9 protein-coding genes and 1 tRNA gene are annotated in these 18,013 nt (G+C 24.6%); 6 read left to right on the top strand and 4 right to left on the bottom strand.

The features are described 5' to 3' along the window. The 4 genes from JXZ93_RS02535 to gap all read left to right on the top strand — a co-directional run bounded on the left by JXZ93_RS02535 (window position 1) and on the right by gap (window position 3,916). On the top strand, window positions 1–981 hold the full coding sequence (locus JXZ93_RS02535) for a hypothetical protein (protein WP_205852643.1): 981 nt from the start codon (window positions 1–3) through the stop codon (window positions 979–981). Continuing rightward, complete coding sequence (locus tag JXZ93_RS02530) at window positions 974–1,909, top strand: hypothetical protein (protein WP_205852070.1); 936 nt, start codon at window positions 974–976, stop codon at window positions 1,907–1,909. Before JXZ93_RS02535 ends, JXZ93_RS02530 begins: the two co-directional genes overlap by 8 nt. Further along, a complete protein-coding gene (gene fmt, locus JXZ93_RS02525; RefSeq protein WP_205852071.1) occupies window positions 1,909–2,760 on the top strand; it encodes a methionyl-tRNA formyltransferase in 852 nt (283 codons plus the stop codon). Before JXZ93_RS02530 ends, fmt begins: the two co-directional genes overlap by 1 nt. 160 nt (window positions 2,761–2,920) lie before the next feature. Beyond that, window positions 2,921–3,916 carry a type I glyceraldehyde-3-phosphate dehydrogenase gene (gap, locus tag JXZ93_RS02520; RefSeq protein ID WP_205852072.1) on the top strand — a complete coding sequence of 332 codons (996 nt, stop codon included), beginning with the start codon at window positions 2,921–2,923 and terminating at the stop codon, window positions 3,914–3,916. Between the two features lie 125 nt (window positions 3,917–4,041). Here the strand turns inward: gap and JXZ93_RS02515 are convergent. From JXZ93_RS02515 to JXZ93_RS02505, 3 genes are all read right to left on the bottom strand, one after another. Continuing rightward, window positions 4,042–4,132 (bottom strand) — tRNA-Ser (locus tag JXZ93_RS02515). Window positions 4,133–4,410: 278 nt separating this feature from the next. After that, window positions 4,411–4,560 carry a hypothetical protein gene (locus tag JXZ93_RS02510; protein WP_205852642.1) on the bottom strand — a complete coding sequence of 50 codons (150 nt, stop codon included), beginning with the start codon at window positions 4,558–4,560 and terminating at the stop codon, window positions 4,411–4,413. 5 nt (window positions 4,561–4,565) lie between these two features. Next, on the bottom strand, window positions 4,566–4,733 hold the full coding sequence (locus JXZ93_RS02505; protein ID WP_205852641.1) for a hypothetical protein: 168 nt from the start codon (window positions 4,731–4,733) through the stop codon (window positions 4,566–4,568). 883 nt (window positions 4,734–5,616) lie between these two features. Here JXZ93_RS02505 and recU point away from each other — a divergent pair. Continuing rightward, window positions 5,617–6,114, top strand: a complete 498-nt coding sequence (recU, locus tag JXZ93_RS02500; protein ID WP_205852074.1) for a Holliday junction resolvase RecU — start codon at window positions 5,617–5,619, stop codon at window positions 6,112–6,114. On the opposite strand, the gene JXZ93_RS02495 is transcribed toward recU, so the two are convergent. Further along, complete coding sequence (locus JXZ93_RS02495) at window positions 6,103–6,384, bottom strand: HU family DNA-binding protein (RefSeq protein WP_205852075.1); 282 nt, start codon at window positions 6,382–6,384, stop codon at window positions 6,103–6,105. The genes recU and JXZ93_RS02495 overlap by 12 nt on opposite strands. Before the next feature lie 531 nt (window positions 6,385–6,915). On the opposite strand from JXZ93_RS02495, the gene JXZ93_RS02490 reads away from it, so the two are divergent. Next, window positions 6,916–17,988 (top strand): hypothetical protein, encoded by an 11,073-nt coding sequence (locus JXZ93_RS02490; protein ID WP_205852640.1) that lies wholly within the window; start codon window positions 6,916–6,918, stop codon window positions 17,986–17,988. Window positions 17,989–18,013: the final 25 nt, after the last annotated feature.

The raw sequence follows: 18,013 nt of genomic DNA, 5'->3' as shown, positions 1-18,013 counted from the left end.
ATGGAAAAAGTAAATTTAGACTATGATAATTTCGAAATAAGTAAAACAACTATTATTAGCAATGAGGATCGTGAAAATCTTAGACTTTTTTACGGGCCTTTTTTGGGTGCTGAGGCAGTTTACTTATATGAGTATTTATTAGATCTTGTGAAGGAATCTAATTGACGTAAGGTTGAGTTTCCATTTAGTCTCTTAAGTTTATATTTAAATATTAATATAGATAGTTTAAATGTTGCTCGTAAAAAATTAGAGGCAGTAGGTTTAATTAATTTATATAACGACAACTCAAAAGCTATTTCTATCTTTGATTTACAAAAGCCACTCGATTATAACGGTATTATAAATAATGAATATATTTCTAATTTAATAAAAGATAATATTGGTTTATCTAACTTGAATTACTTAATAAGTACCAAGAAACATAAAATTAGCGTTATTGATGATTCTAATTATGAAGACATTACAACAAATTTCTTTGATATGTTTAATCCTAATGAAACAAGTTCTAAAAATAATATTAAACAACATTACACAAATGTTGGTAAAAAAGAATATACAAAAAATGAATTAAGAGTAATGACTAAAAATCAACATATTAAAATACCTCTTCAAGCAGGGAGTGTTATTTACACAAATACTTATGATGCGATAATAAATCTTAAACCAGATGAATTTTATTCACAAATTAATAAAATTTCATTATCAATGGTGGATAATGACTTAATTTCATTTTGAGCTAGTAAAGTTACAGATTATAAAGTCTTAAATCTAGCAATGTTTATTGGTCGTAAAGCGCGCAAAACAGATTCTTGAACAAAGTATGTTAATACTTTAATTAAAGAGTTAGAAACACAAAATATTAATGATTATTACGAGGCTGAAGAATATTTAATTGGTAAAATGTTTAATAATAGTAAATTAAGACCAATATACGACGAGTTTATAGTTTTAAAAAATAATATTCAAGGTAGAAATGAATAGCAAATTAAAAATTATTGATCCCAAACTTAATTTTGCCAATTCTAATTTAGTTGTTGATGATAAAACTTTCATCGATTCTATAAAAAGTGATTCTGAATTAATTAAGTACTTAGATAAGTATAATATTTCAGATCAGGAAATAATTGAAAATAGAAATGATTTTTCTATAATGCGAAAAAATAATTCATCGAAGGATGTATTTTTTCTTATTCAAGTAAGAAGAAATCAAAACGAAAAATTGGAATTTTATTCTACTTTTTCGAAAAATTCGATCACAAAAAATTATATGATGAAAGAGAATATTGCATTTACCGAAATTTCTAAACCAACTACAGATGTTATTTCTTCAAATATAAGTCAAATAAAAAGAGGAAATGCCGTTTGAGAGTTTTTAAAAAATCTTAAAAAAGATAAAAATAAGTTTTTTGAGAATTTTTATGTTTATGGTGATGTAGATAGTGTTAGACAAGAATTTTTAAGTTCTTATGTTAATTTAATTGCTCAAAAAAATTTTAATGTTGCTTATATTGATATAAATTTATTAGATGATTATGTCAAAAATAGTTTAAAAAAAGAGAATTCAAATGAAATTATTAATAATTTAATTTACGAACTTAGTCAAATTGAATATTTGGCTATCGACGAAATCGGGTTGAAAACATTATCTTCATGATTTTTAGAAAGAGTTTTTTTAAATATAATTTCAAATCGACTATCAAATAATAAAAAAGTATATTTTGGAGCTTATTTTAGCTTGTCTTTTTTACATAAATATATTTTTAAAGATGACGCTTATATTGTTTCAGATTCTAATTCAAAAAAAGTTAAAAAATTAAAACCTTTGGCAACAAAAATTATAAAGACAATGAAATTATTATCAGAACCGAAATTTTTGTGAATTGATGATAAGTATTTGGAGGATAAATAATGAAAATAGTTTTAGCAGGTACACCTGATTTCTCGGTACCTATTTTCGAGAAAATTATCAATAATTTTGATGTTGTTGCTATAGTTTCACAACCAGATAAACCTAATAAAAGGGGTAATAAAGTAACCCCTACTCCAACAAAAATGCTTGCAAATAAATACAATATAAAGTTATTTCAACCAACTAAAATTAAAGATATCGAGCAAGATTTAAAAGATTTAGAGTATGATATTTTTTTAACATGTGCCTTTGGACAATACATTCCAGAAAGTGTGCTAAAAATTGCTAAATTAGGCTCTATTAATATTCATGGTTCTATTTTGCCAAAATATAGAGGTGCGGCCCCAATACAATATTCCCTTTTAAACGGGGATAAAGAAACAGGAATTAGTTTAATATTCATGGATAAAATAATGGATGCTGGAGACATTATCTTCAAAGCAAAAATTGATATTTCTGAATTTGATACATCAGATACATTGTTTAAAAAAATAAGTATATTGGCACAAGAAAAAATTGTAGATTGATTGAATAAATTTGAAAAAAATGATTTTATAATTGAAAGACAAAATAATGATTTAGCCACATTATCTCCTAAATTATCGAAAGAAGATGCTTTTTTAGATTCGTCACTGACTGTTGAAGATGCTTTTAATAAAATAAGAGCATTTAGTTCTAATCCAGGGGCTTATATTTTACTTAATGAAAAAAGAGTAAAAATTTTTTATGCTCATAATAAGAAAAAACATAATAATTCTTTAATCTTAAAATTTAAAAATGGATTTTTATATGCAACTGATTACCAATTCGAATCTAAAAAAAGGATTAATTTACTTCAAAAAACGTCATAAAAAGATGTTTTTTATTTTTTATAACTTTTTTAAAAATCTTTTTATATAAGAAATATTTTTAAAAAAAATAAAATAAAAAGTTAAAAAAGTTTATAATTATTAAAACATAACAAAGAAGTTATGTTCTTATATAAAAAATAAAACACTTTGAAAGGATAAAATGAAAAAAGTAGCAATTAATGGTTTCGGTAGAATTGGTAGATTATTCTTCCGTAGATTATTAGAATCACAATCAGATGTACAAGTTGTTGCAGTTAACGACTTAACAGATGCTAAAACATTAGCACACTTATTAAAATACGATACTGCATTTAGAGCATTAAATGCAGATGTTAAAGCAAAAGAAGGTGCTATTGTAGTTGATGGTAGAGAAATTAAAGTATTCGCTGAAAGAGATCCAGAAAACTTACCATGAGGTGAATTAGGAATCGATGTTGTTGTTGAATCAACTGGTTTCTTTACAAAACGTGAAGGTGCTGAAAAACACTTAAAAGCTGGAGCTAAAAAAGTTGTTGTTTCTGCACCATCTGATTCAGATGTTAAAACAGTTGTTTACAATGTTAACCATGACATTTTAAATGCAGATGACAAATTAATTTCTGCAGCTTCATGTACAACAAACTGTTTAGCACCTTTAACAAAAGTATTATCAGATAAATTTGGAATTGTTTCAGGATTAATGACAACAGTTCACGCTTACACAGGAGACCAAAGATTACAAGATGCTCCACACCGTGACTTACGTAGAGCACGTGCAGCAGCATCAAACATGGTTCCTACAACAACAGGAGCAGCTAAAGCTATTGGATTAGTAGTTCCTGAAGCAGCAGGTAAATTAGACGGTTCAGCAATTCGTGTTCCTGTTTTAACAGGTTCAATCGTTGACTTAACAGTTAGATTAGAAAAACAACCTACATTAGAAGAAGTAAACGCAGCTATGAAAGAAGCTGAAAGTGAATCATTTAAATATGAAACAAACCCAATTGTTTCATCAGATATCGTTGGTGAAACACACGGATCAATTTTCGATTCATTATTAACACAAGTTCAAAAAACTTCAGAAGGTAATGTGTACAAATTATTCTCATGATATGATAATGAAATGTCATACGTTTCTCAATTAGTTAGAACAGTAGTTTACTTTGCTAAATTATAATGATTAAATAATTTATAAAAAAATCAAAGCATTAGTTTGCTTTGATTTTTTAATAAAAAATTATAAGAATAAAAGAAATAAAAAAGTTTTGAATAATATTCAAAACACAAAAAAGTATAAAAAAATGGCGGAACAGAGAGGATTCGAACCTCCGCGGGAGTTGCCTCCCCTACAGTCTTAGCAGGACCGCCTCTTCAGCCTCTTGAGTACTGTTCCATCAAAATGTAATATTATTATATCATATAAAACAATTAATTAAATACTAAATTAGATTTTTTATAAAGACCTTGAAACCAAAGTGTGTTGACCTCGTTAAAATAAATGTATAATAGCAAAGAAAAAATACGTTTAACTTTTTTTATTTTAACCCCTCTTTTTATAAGAATATAAAATAAAAGTGGGTGGATTAATTTAAAATAAAATTATAAATGGTAAAGCAAAAAAATAATAAAATAGGCTTTAACCTATTTTATTATTAAAAAAAGCATTAAGTTTTATTTTTTAAATCCATAAACTAGTTTTCCTGAATTATATGAATAATAGTTGTCTTCGCCTTCTACATCGATTAATTTGTATTCAAATTGATCAATTTCGGGAAATCTTTTTCTAAATAAAAACATTATAAACTCATAAACTATAATCATTGCTCTTACATCATTTTCGCAATTTTTTTCAATTCAGGTACTACCTCTTGCTCTCAAACATTATCAGAAATAGCATTAACATGTCTTAAAATTGCTGCTTCCATAGCCATAGTACCTTTTTGAATTACAAATTCAGAATATGGTGTTATTTTAGATTTTAAATCAAAATTCATTTTTTTAATATATTTTTCAATTCTTTTTATTGAATAAAAGTAATTTAAAAATTTAATATGTATTCTTGATTTATTTGAAATATTCTAATTATTTTCTTTGTTTAAATTCTTTTCTTGAGAAACTTTGATATCATTATCATTTTTTGTGTAAGTGAAATAATCATCAATCAAGTAAAGTGTGTTTAAAACAGTAAGTTAATTGATCATAATTTGACGAAAAATTCATATCAATATTTATGTATCCATTAAGAGTTTCGAGTTGCTTCTTATAATAATCTTTTGCAATTATAATAAATAGAATATTTATTTATTTTATTATAAATACCTAATAAAATTACTTCATCTTCTTTCTCTATTTCGAGGTTTATAAATAAATATTCTAAAGTGTAATTTTCTAGCGAGTTAATATCAATTAAATTATTTTTGCTAGGCTGTTTTCACATCAAATCGGCCTATTCTATACCATGATAATTATAGAAGTATTTAGAGTTTTAATTTTTAATATAACTTTTAATAATATTATTGTATCATTAGATGTTTGACTTATTATAAATTTTAGTTTAAAATCGTGTTTGTTTTCGAGTACCAATAAATAGTATTTGTTTTTAATTTTTTTGTGTATTTTTTATATTTGCTATTCAAATGGTTTGGATTTAAAACCAAATTAATCAATGATTTTTAATATTTAACTTTTTATTTAAATTTAAATTCATTGTTATAAAAATAGAACTCTATTATTTCTAAAGTGTTATTTTTTACCTAATTTAATCATATGTTTTTTAAATTCTTAATTTAACTGAGTTTGATAGTATATTTCTATACATTAAAAACTAATTATTTTTTCTTTTTTTGTTTTATTTTTAAAATTTAGCACATTATAGTTATGTTAAATAATAAGAATAGAGGAATGTTTTTGGAAAGTGTTATAAATAAGACAATTTCCTGATTATGACAAAATAATATAGCATTTATTGAAAAGAAATCCCTTAGTATAGTTTTTAAAGGAGTAGAAAAAGATTATAAGAAAAGTAGATTATTAGATGCGAAAGTTACAAGAAAAAGCACTGTAGATTATATTGGTTGTTATAACGGAAAATTTATTTGTTTTGAAGCTAAAAGTGTTAATATAGATCGCTTTTCTCTAGATAACATTAAAAAACATCAATTTGAATATTTGAAATCAATACATTTAAATGGAGGTATTTCTTTCTTAATTTTATTTTTTTCACATTATAACGAATTTTATTTTGTAGATATCAATTATCTTGACTATATTTATAATAATTCAAATATTAAGTCAATTAATTATCAAGAGATAAAAAATAATTCAAGAGAATTAACTCTTGAATTTCCTGGGATATTGAATATATTAAGCTTTTAAATCAATTAAATCACGTAGATATTTTGATGGTTTGTATTTAATTACACGTTTTTGAGGAACAACTTGTAATTCTTTTGTAAATCTATTTGTTATTGTACGTTGTGGTTTTACAACTGTTGAGAAAATACCTAATTGAGCAAGTTTAACAGTATCTTCAGCAATTAATTGTTCTTTAAGCACAAAAACACATGCATCTAAAAATTGTTCTACGTCTTTTGATTTCATTTCTAATCTATCGGCAACTTCGATAATGAATTCTTTTTTTGTCATTTTTACTCCTAATATTTTTGGTCTTTATATATTTTATTATTATACATATTTTTTTTAAAAAAGACTTAATTTTAGTGAAAAAAGTTTTTTATGATATCAAATCCACATTTTTTTAATTAAGAATATCAAGTTTTTGAATAAAAATTTTATTTATATATTTTTAAAAATTAAAAATGATTTTTAACTCGCACTAAAAATTAATATTTATATTTTTGATTTTCAACGCTTAAAATTAAAAATATAAATATTTTTTACTTTTACACATTACTGTAATGTATTTTCTAGAAATTAAAATGATATTTTTATTTTTTGATTATAAAGTTAAAAATGGAATTAAAAATTACTAATATACATATTATGTAGGCTTAAAAGGAAATTACCGATGTTAAATTACAAAAAAGCTGAATTTCACTTTTTAATTTCTTTTTTTGTTTTTTTTTTTTGTTTATAATATTTTTATAAACTTACAAAGTAAGTTTATGTTTGTTAAAAATTAAATAATTAAGATTATAAAATAAAGATAAGGTAAAAATGATTAAAAATAATAAAAAATGAACAATGTTCACAAGCTCTGGGCTTGCGGCCATTGTTTCTATATCAACGGCAGTTACCGTTGTGTGATCTTGATATAATCAAAAGCAAGATTATAAAATAAGATACGAACAAGTTAAAAACATCTTAGATAAATTGAAATTGTCAAAAGAAAACATAGTAAATAAATTTAAGTTAATAGATTCAAATTTAAAAACAAATAATCAATTTAAACAACTTGATCAAATTGTTGAGATTATTATTAATAGTTTAAAAAATTCTATTAAAGCAAAAGAAAATGTTTTGAAAAATTTAGAACTAAATCGCACTAGTTTTTTAAACGAGAATGAAATGATGGATTATAATGATAGTCTTGATTATATTATTGAGTTTGATAAATTAATAAATGAAGTACAAGATATTAATGTTAAAAATGGATTAATTAGTGATTTAAAAAATGATACAAGTACTGATAATTCAAAAACACAACTTAGTAGATTAAAAGAAATTTTAAATAATCAAGAAAAAGAAATTAATGAAAATAAAGTTTCTATATCAACAATTATTTCTTCATTACCGGAAATATTAAGAAACAAATTTAATGAAAAACTAAATGATAGTCAAGATAATTTATCTAAACTAAAAGAATTAAAAGATGAATTAGATAAATATGTTCCTGTAGTTAATAAAGCTAAAAAAATTAAAAATCTTTTTAAAAAATCAGAAGTGTTTGTAGATTTAGATAATTCGACATTAGGTGATTTAAATTCTATAGAAGATAAAATTGATGAAATTTTAAGAAGTGAAAATTTATCAGAATTCGATCGTAAAAGAGAACAAGTTAGAAATTTAATTGATGTAATCGATGATGAACATGATAAAAATAATTTTATTGATAAGTTGGACGAAATAAACAATACAAAATCGATGAATGATTTAATTTCATTGGAAAAAGAAGTTGAAAATTATCTTAAATCTAACTCTGGTATCGAAGGTTTAATAAATTACAAGAAAAATCAATTATCTAAAAAAGTTAATGATTCTGATCTTTCTGATGGAATTAAACACAAATACACAAATGATATTTTAAATTCAACTAATTTAGATGAACTAACTAATATTGAAAAAGAAGTTGATGACTTAATTTCTCTACAAATGAGAAAAAAAGAAGTGGAAGAGGTGGTTAAATTATTAAATAATCCTAAAAAAGATGAACTTTTAGGACAACTTTCATCTACAAACGAATTAGGTAAAATGGATGAAATTTATAATGAAGCTACAAATATTTTGAGTGATGAAACCGAAAAAACTAAAAATGTTATTAAAAGATTAAAAGGTCTAACACGTCTAAAAAATGATTATGAATTAAATTTATCGGAAGCAAAAACACAATTTGACATTCAAAAAGTGGCTTCAAATGTAAAAGAATATATGGATGGTTTAATTGATGAAGCTACAAGACAAGTTGAGTCATTAGACGAAAATATAACATTAGTAATTGAAGGCGAAACAGTTAATAAGAAAAGTTTAAAGAATGAATTAATTTCTTTAAATAAGAACGGTAACGCTGGAGAATATTCTAAAATTATTGAAAAAGCAAGTGCTATTAAAAATTATGTTGAAGCAAAATCAAAAGGTTCTGATACAAGTGAAAAATTAAACGATAAAGAAAAGGCGAAAGAATTAAAAGAAAAATTACAAAATGCAAAATCATTAGACGAAGCATTAAAAGCCAAAGCTGAAATAGATAGATTGTATCAATTCCAACTAGATAAAGAAGAAGCAAAAATTGCAATAAATAAAGTAAAACACACAGTCAAAAAAGAACAATTAACAAAAAGATGAGAAGAAGCAACTACTTCTGATGAATTAATATTAATTAAAACTGAAGCTAATTCATATCATGATGCCGAAGAGGCAAATAAACTTACACATGATGAATTAGTTTACTTTGTTGATGAAAATATAAATGATTTAGAAAAGAAAAATAATTTTAAAGCAGAATTAGATTCTGCAATGAATGATTCTAATAATCAACCTAATATCAATCAAGATGAAATTGAACAAAAACTTAGATTAATTAGAGATAAAGTTAATGAATTGATTAAGGCTGAAAAAAACGCTGCAGAGGCCTTAAGACTTAAGAAAGAACAAATTAAATCTGATATCTTAAAAATTCAAAACAAGTCAAAAGCTAATGAATTTAATGGTGAATTAATTGATATTGAAGATATCACACAAGCTGAGAAATTGCAAGAAAAAGTTGACAAACAACTTGAGTTTGAAAAGAAAAGAAAAACTATTGATGAAAAAGTATTAGAACTTGAAGATAAAAAAGATTATTCAGACCAAATTTCAAAAGCGTTGGATATTGAGCAATTAAAAGAAATTGAAACAAAAGTTGATGAAGATTTAAAAAGAGAAGCTCAAGAGTTAAAAGAAGCTAAAGATGCCGCTTTAGATAAGATAGTTGATATTGCAGATAGTAACCCATTAAAAGGTGAATTATTTGAAGAAGTTGAAAAATCAAGAACTAAATCTGAAGTTGCTAAAATTATTCAAAAAGTAGACGAATTTTTAGGTGATTTAAGAACTCAAGCAATCGAAGCTATTGAAACAACAAAAGGTGATGATACAATACATTCTGAATTAAATGATGATTTAGGTGGAGCAAAAAATGAAGTTTTACTTAAAGATATAATCAGAAAAGCTGGTGAGGCTTTCGGAGATAAGAAAAGCAAGGTTATCGATCAGCTTGATATTTTAGATGAAACTCATCCTTCTAAAGAGGAGTTTAAACAACGCCTTAAGGATGCTAAAAATATTTCTGAATTAGATTCTCTTTTAACCGATATAAGAAGAACAAATGATATTGAAAATGTAAGAAAAAATTTAACTAAAAAATTGGAACAAGTTCAAGAAGAATCCGAAAAAGAAAAATTAGCAAAAGAAATTGAAGATGCTGCAAATCACGAACAACTAACAGAAATAAATCGTAAAATTGATGCTCAAATTCAAAAAGAAAAAGATGAAATAAAAGCTAACAAAGATATTGTTAACGAAAAAATAAAAGAATTATACAAAGACGAAAATATTAAGTTATTTAATGATCAAATAGCAAGAGAAGATTTAACGTTAGACGAATCTAGAAAATTAATTAAAAATATTGATACAACAATTGCTGTTGAACAAAATGAATTAAAAAATAAAATCGATGAAGCAACAAAAGAGATAAACGACAAGCTTTTAGATAGTAGTGAAAGAAATGATATTTTATTAGAAGCTCAAGGAGCTAAAAATCTTGTTCAAGTTGATCAAGCACTTTCTAATTTAGATCAAAGAATCGAACAACTTAAAGATGCTGCTAGAGCTGAAGCTAATAAATTACTATCAAACAATAATATGTTATCTAATATTGATAATGCTACAACACAAGAACAAATTGACGAAATAAAAAACGAAGCAATAAAATTATTTGAAATTAAAAAACAAAAAGTTTTAGAGAAACTAAATGCAACTATAAATGTTTCTCAGGTGTTACATGATGAAATTGAGTCAAATATTAACAACGCAGAAAATGAATCTAATTTAAATGAATTAAGTGCTTTAATTGATGAAAAATTATCTGAATTTAATTTAGTAACAGAAAGAGAAATTGATAGGTTAGTAGATAAATCGATTGTTATTTCAAAAGATAATTGAACATCTGAAAGAATTTCTCAAGGTCAAAGAGATGTTGTTAAAAATAAGATTAACGAAAAATGACAAAATTATATTGACCAATTAACTTCACTTGAAGGTGATGATGTAAATCATAAAAAATATGAAGATATTTTATCTTCATTAAATAAAGAGCAAGTAAACGAATCAACATTAGATCAATATATTCATGAAATGAAAAGTATATTTGATTCTAAAAAAACTTTAGTTGAATCAAACCTTGAAACACTAACAAATGAAGAAGTTAAATCTAATTTAACTCAAAAATTGGATGAAGCTAAAAAAGTTATTGATTTAAATAAATTAGAAAAAGAAATAGAACTACAACATAAAAAAGAAGAATTGATTGAATCGTTAAAAACAAAAATTGTTTTCGAAGATCAAATAGAAGATTTTAAAAATAGAATTAACGAAGCTACTGAAATTGAACAATTAATAAATAGTGAAAATGGTTTAGAAAAACAAATTAATGACAAGCAAGCTTATAATAATGAATTATTAAAAGAAATAGAAATTGTAAAATCCTTAAATAAAAAAATAAATGTCACAACAGAAAAGTTTAATGAATTTAATGAAGCGATTGAAGCTGTTAGAACTAATGAAAAATTAGCAGAAATCAAATCTCAAATTAACGATTTTATTTCTAACAAAAAAAGTGAAGTTACTCCTTTTATTGAAAAATTAGTTGGAAGCAACGAAAAAACTATAAAAGAAAATGAATTATCTGATGCAACATCTGAATCTGAAATTAACAGTGTTTTAAATAATGCAAAAGAGTTATTTTCAAATAAACAAAATAGTACAAAAACTCTTCTTGAATCTTTAACAGATGAACAGGTTAAAAAAGAGTTTGAAACTACAATAGATAATGCTGAAAATATTAGAAAATTAGATGAAATTAAAGATCAAATCAATAATCAAAAGTTAAGAGAAGAGATTCAAAAAGGAATTAATAAATTAACTGAAAACGAAAAAAGAATAGAACTTCAAAATGAATTAAATGATTTAACAAATGATAGATCTAATAAGTCTAAATTACAAACTTTAAAATCTAAAGTTGATGAAGCAAGACAACAACAAGAAGGTGAGTTTGTAATCGCTAAGGAACAAGCTCAAGAAGCTCTTAATAAATTGCTTCAAGATAATCCAAAACGTATCGAATTACAACGATTATTAGATTCATACGATAATAATCAAACAGATTTAGAAAAAGTTAAAACAGTTAAAATAAATGCAGAAGCTGAGTTATTAAGAATAAGAAATGAAGCTGAAAATACTTCTTCTAATAAAATTCAACCAAGAGGACGTGATACTCAATCACCTACACATTTAGAGAAATATAATGATTTTGCTAGAGAATTAGATTCTGCATCAAACGAAAAAGAAATAAATGATATCGTTGAAAAAATGGATACTTATATAAATCAAGTTAGAGATTTATATAAAAAATATGTAACATCAAATCTTTCTTTCGATGATACTAATAACGAAATTTTAACTAAGTTAGATTCCGCAAAAACTATAAATACATTAGATCAAGCTTTAAAAGATGCTAATAAAAAATCCAAAGATTTTATTACAAATTTAGTTAATACAATTGAAGATAACGATAAAAAACAAGAGTTTTTAGAAAAAATTCACAATGCTACTAATAAAGATGTTTCTTCAGAAACGCCAACAAAATGAAGAAATGAATTAGAGGTGTTGAAAGATATATATGATCAAGCTAGTGCATTTAAAAACAATGAAAACCGTGAATTAAGTGCTTTAAAACAAGAAGTTAAAAATAAAATTGAGACTTCGCTTAACGATAACCCTAATGATACTCAAGAGGATTCTAAAGCCAAATTGCTTGAATTAATTGATTCAGCTACAACAAAAGCTAAAGCGAACGAAGTTCTTTCTAAATTAAATGCAAAAATTAGCGGAATGAAACAAATTGCTGCAACTGCTGTCGAAAAAATTGATGGATCTAATTTATATAATTCATTAAAAGAAAAAATCGATTCTAATGATATTGATACAGAAGAGGAAATTCTTAGCATTCAAAAACAAGCTATTGCTGAATTTGCGAAAGTTAAAAAAGTAACAGAAGATGCTATTAATTTAGTTGATGATCAAACAAATAAAAATGACTTAATTTCTCAAAAAGATTCTGCTGAAAATATTGCTAAATTAAATGAAATAAAAAATGATGCATTAATAAAAGCTAAAAAAGAAGATCTTAAAAAAATAGCTGAAGGTTTATGAGGTAAGAAAAACTATAACAATGAGATAAATTCTGCTACAACATTAGATAGATTAAATGAAATCGAATCTCAAATTAATAACGATAAAAGAGTTCAAGACGAAAAATTAAGACAAGCTAAAGAAAAAGCATTAGAATTTGTTGATAAATTAGAAGATAAAACAGAAAAAGAAAATGCTATTAATGCTGCAAAAACTTTAGAAGATGTTAAAACGGTAGAAGACCAAGCTAAAAAAATTATTAGTGATTTACAAGGTGAAATTACAGAATTGCTGAAAAAAATTGAAGATTCTGAAAATTACAATTTATTCAAAAATAGAAATACACCGGATGCAAATGAAACTACTTTAAAACAATTAAAAACAGATTTAAACGATGAGTTTGATAGATTAAAAAAACAAACTCAAAATAAAATTAATGAACCAGCTCATTTTGAAAATAATAGTGTTACTATTTCTGAATACAAAGATAAAGAATTATTATTAACAGAAGCTAATAATGCAACAAATTATAGAGAACTTCATAAATTAGAAAATACTTCAGAAGTTAACAAACTTGGTAAATATGTTTCTGATGAAATTAAAAAAGTACTTGATAAAGGTACAATAGAAACAGATTTAAATAATATTTTAGCTACAAGACCTAATAGTGACGAAGAGAAAGAACAAAAAATTTCTGCTTTAAATGCAATTTTAGAAAGAGCTAAACAACAATCTAGAAAAGAATATATTGAGCTAGAAACATCTAAAGAAGAAGCAAGAAAACAAATTAATGAAAAATTAAATTCAAGCACTGAGTTAAAAAATACATTACTCTCAGAAGTAAATAATGCTCAAACAAAAGATCAAGTTGATGTCGAATTAAAAAAATTAAAAAATCATATGGACACTCAATTAGCTTCGGCAAATGCAGAAATTGCTAAATTAACTGAAAATAAAGAACCAAGAAACGGATTAAATACTAAATTATCAAACGCTATTAGTGAAACAGAAATTGCTAATGTCAAAAATAAAGCGATCACAGAGTTAGAAGAATTTAAAAATAATGCACAAGAAGATGTTCAAAGATTGAGCACAAATATCGAAGGTCAAAATAATTATTCTGAATTTCAAGATAAGTTAGAAACTGCTAAATCAACTAATACTCAAGAAGCGTATGAAGAAGTAGTTAGCAAAGTTAATGAAAAAATCGAAAAACTTAGAACATGAGCGAAAACTAAATTAGAACAAGTTGCAAATGATCAAGATAAAGAATCTTTAAGAAATCAAATAGAGCAAGCTAATACAAGCGAAAAATTAAAAGAATTAGAAAACTTGGTTTCTGTAACTATCGCTAGAGAAGCTGCTAAAACTGAAATTAATAAATTATCTTCAAATAATGATAAAAAAGGTGAATTATTAGCTTTTATCGAATCTTCAACAAGTGTTGCTGATATAAATTCTAAAAAAGATGAAGCAATTACTATGTTGAACGCTAAAAAGACAGAGGCAAAAAATTCTGTTGCTAAATTAGAAGGAGATAATAGTTGAATCAAAGCAAAAACTGATTTAAAATCCGCTCAAACAGAAGATGAATTAAATACTTTAATTGCAACAAGCGATGATGTATTTAATACTAAAAAGTCAGAAATTAAGGGTGAAATTGATAAACTTATAGAAGGAAATGAAGACTTATCAGTAGATAACTTAAATACTATAAAAGATTTAAAAAATTATCATGATAATCAAATTATTGCAAAAGCAAAAGAATATACAAAAGTAAAAATAAATCAAATTGATAATGCTACTAAAAAAGAGGGATTATCAAATGCTTTAGCTAAACAAAATAGTGTTGATAAAATAAACGAAATTTATAATCAAGCCATGGGAGAGATTCATAAAGAAGACGCTCTTAATAATGCTAAAACAAAAGCTATAACTTTTGCTGAAACAAAACTTGCACAAGATGATGCAAATTCATTTAAAACCAAAATTAACGAAGCTCCAAATATTGAAGAAGTGAATAAAATTAGAAAACAAATTGAAACAAAAGTAAATGATAAGTTAAAAGAACTAACAAAGCTAAAATCAAAATTCTTATCTAATAATGCAGTAAGACAAGAAGTAGAAGGAAATTCAAATAATTCAATTCCTGAAATGGAAAAATCTATTAAAAAATTAGAAACCGAAAAAGCTAGATTATCAAAAGCAACAAAAGACGAAATTGAAAAAATTCATTTAACTGATAATACTATTGTTTCTCAAGAAAAAATGAATTCAGAGAACCAATCATATAATCAAATAAAAAATGAATTAAATGAGATATCTGATTGAACCGAAGAGCAAGATAACATAATTATTAGTAAGGTTTCACGAAAATTAATAGAGAGAAAGTCTTCAGCAAGACAATATATAAATTCACTCACTCTAGATGACGGAAAAAGAAACGAATTATTAACTGAATTAGATTCTCGAAATACAGATAATTTAACTAAAATAATTAAGTTAGAACAAAAAGCAGATCGTGAAGCTAAAATTAAATCAATTAAAGAAAAAATAAACCAATTACATAATGATGATTTAAGAAGAGATTATAACCAGAGAGTCGAAAATGAAAACGAAAATTTAGTTGCTCTTGAAAGAGATGTAAACCAAAAACTAGAAGAACAAAAAAATAATATAAGATTAGCAAGAGAAGCGGCACAAGCTGAGGTTAATAAATTACCAAATTCAGAACAATCTGCAAAGAATATTGAGATTGAAAATGCTACAACTCAAGCACAATTAGATACAATTAAACAAAATGCTATTACTAGAATGCAAAATATAAGAGTAGAAGTTCAAAATGAAATAAATAAAATGCCTGAAAATGCAAGGTCTGAATTAAATTCAGAAAAAAATAAATGAATAAACAATGGTAATAACTTACTCACATTGAAGCAAACTGCTATTAATACTGTTACAAAATCAAATGAATTAACAACTAAAAATAATAATTCATTTGCCAATGAAGCACAAGCTAAAACATTCTTTGCTTCTCAAATAAATAGTTCAAAAGCAAATAATATAGCTAAAATTAATACAATTAGTAGTAATTTAGATAAAATTAAAACAACATTACAAAATTTAAGAAATAAACAAAATCAATTAGCTAGACAAGAAGATAAAACTAAATTTAATCAATTAGTTAACGAAGCCTTTATGAACACTAATAAAGAAATACTTGGTAATAATAGTTTATATTCAACATTAAACAATATTATTTCAAAAATTGATTTTAGATTAAAACAAGATCAAGCAATTAATGATATTAATACTAAATTAACTCAAGATGGGCAAAATAAAGTATTTTTAAATAGAGTTAATAATTTAACAAATAACGACGAAATAGTATTAAACAATATTTTAACTGATGTAACAGAATTATCAAAATCATTAAACTCAACTAAAGAATTAATCGATAATGTCGGACAACAAACTAATAGAATAGAATTAGAAAAAGAATGAAATAGTATAAACAATCTAAATAATGCGAAAGCGTTAAAAGCAAAAGTCGAAAGATTTAAAGCTAAGTTAGCAGAAATACAAGCGGATTTAAATGGTCTAGATCAAAAAAATCCAAATAAATCTAATTTAGAAGCAGAATTAAATGAAGCAACAACAGTTGAAAAACTTGAAGAAGTCAGAAAGAAAATTAGAAATGAAAAAATTAGAATTAATTGGATTCCTTTAAAAAATAGATTAAACGACGATAAACAAAAAAGAGAATGAGATAATACTATGAATGATGATAATTCTACAATAGATCAAATGAATCAAGTTATTAGTCTTGCTGAAGCACATTTAAATGAAAAAAGAACTACAGCAGAAAGAATCCTGAATAAGATAAATGAAAAAAGTCGATTATCAAATAAAGTTTCTGACACTAATAGCGAAAGAGATTATGATGAAGTTATCGAGTCGTCACTTAATATATTAAAAACTGTCGCTGATAAAGCGAATGTTATACTAGGAAAATTAAAAACAACTACTAAATCAGACAAAGGATTACCAGAAAGTTATACATTTAATGCTCCAAAAGAAATTTCTGAGAATATAAACGAAACAACTATTAACAATAGTTTAAAGGTTGGGTTAGATATCTGGAATTCTAAAATACTTGATGCTCGTAAATCATTACCTTTGTTAGAAGGTGATCGATCACATTTAAATGATTATAGTGGTAAGATTGGTAATGTATTTACTAACGAAAATATCAATCCAAATGGACCATCCGAAGAAGTTTTAGATCAATATGTTGTTGAAATAAACAGATTATATAGCGATAAACGAGCAGAAATTACAAACAAAATAAATAGCTCAAAAGTGCATTCAACAATTAAGTCTAATTTTAATACTCAATTTAATGCAGCGAAAAATCTAGGTGCACTAAACTCATTATCAACTGAGATTAGTAAATATGATGACAAAATAAATGAAATTTACATTGAAATAAATAAAGTTCAAAATAATTCTAAAAAAGAGACTTTTAAAACTCAATTAAGTCAATCTGATAGCTTAGAAAAATTAAATACCTTACTGGAAGATATTAAACAATATAACACAAAGTGAAATATCGCTAAAACTATCTTTGATGGAACAACGATAAATTCTAGAGATAAAAAAGTAGAATTTATCAAAAAACTAAACGATGCTACTACAATCGAACAATTAGATAATTTAATAGATGAATTAAAAAATTATTTTGAATTGAGAAAATTCCAAGGTATGAGAGACGGAAGAAAAAACTCACAATTTTTTGTAGGGCGTGATACGGAGAAAACTGGTGTTATAGAATTTAATGAACATTTAGAATTTCCTGAAAATAAATTTGTTTATATAGTATTACAAGGAGATGATGGTTCTTTTGCACTTTCAGATCCTATCAAATTAAATAGTAGTATTTTAAAATTCAGATTTTCAGGTGTTCAATTTGCGCAAAAGAGTCAACAATATAACATTTTTCAAAAAATATTTATTTCAAATAGCGATAAACATAAGACAATTTCTCAGCTAATTGAAGACAACCCTAAACAAGTTGATACTGCATCTGCTGATGTCAATTCAATTCAAGTGGTTAAGTATTAAAAAAAATAAAAATTCAAGTGATATT

The organism is Mycoplasma sp. CSL10166 (assembly GCF_017116885.1).
Taxonomy (GTDB): Bacteria; Bacillota_I; Bacilli_A; order Mycoplasmatales; family Metamycoplasmataceae; genus Mycoplasmopsis.
This window is presented reverse-complemented; position numbering and strand designations above follow the sequence as displayed.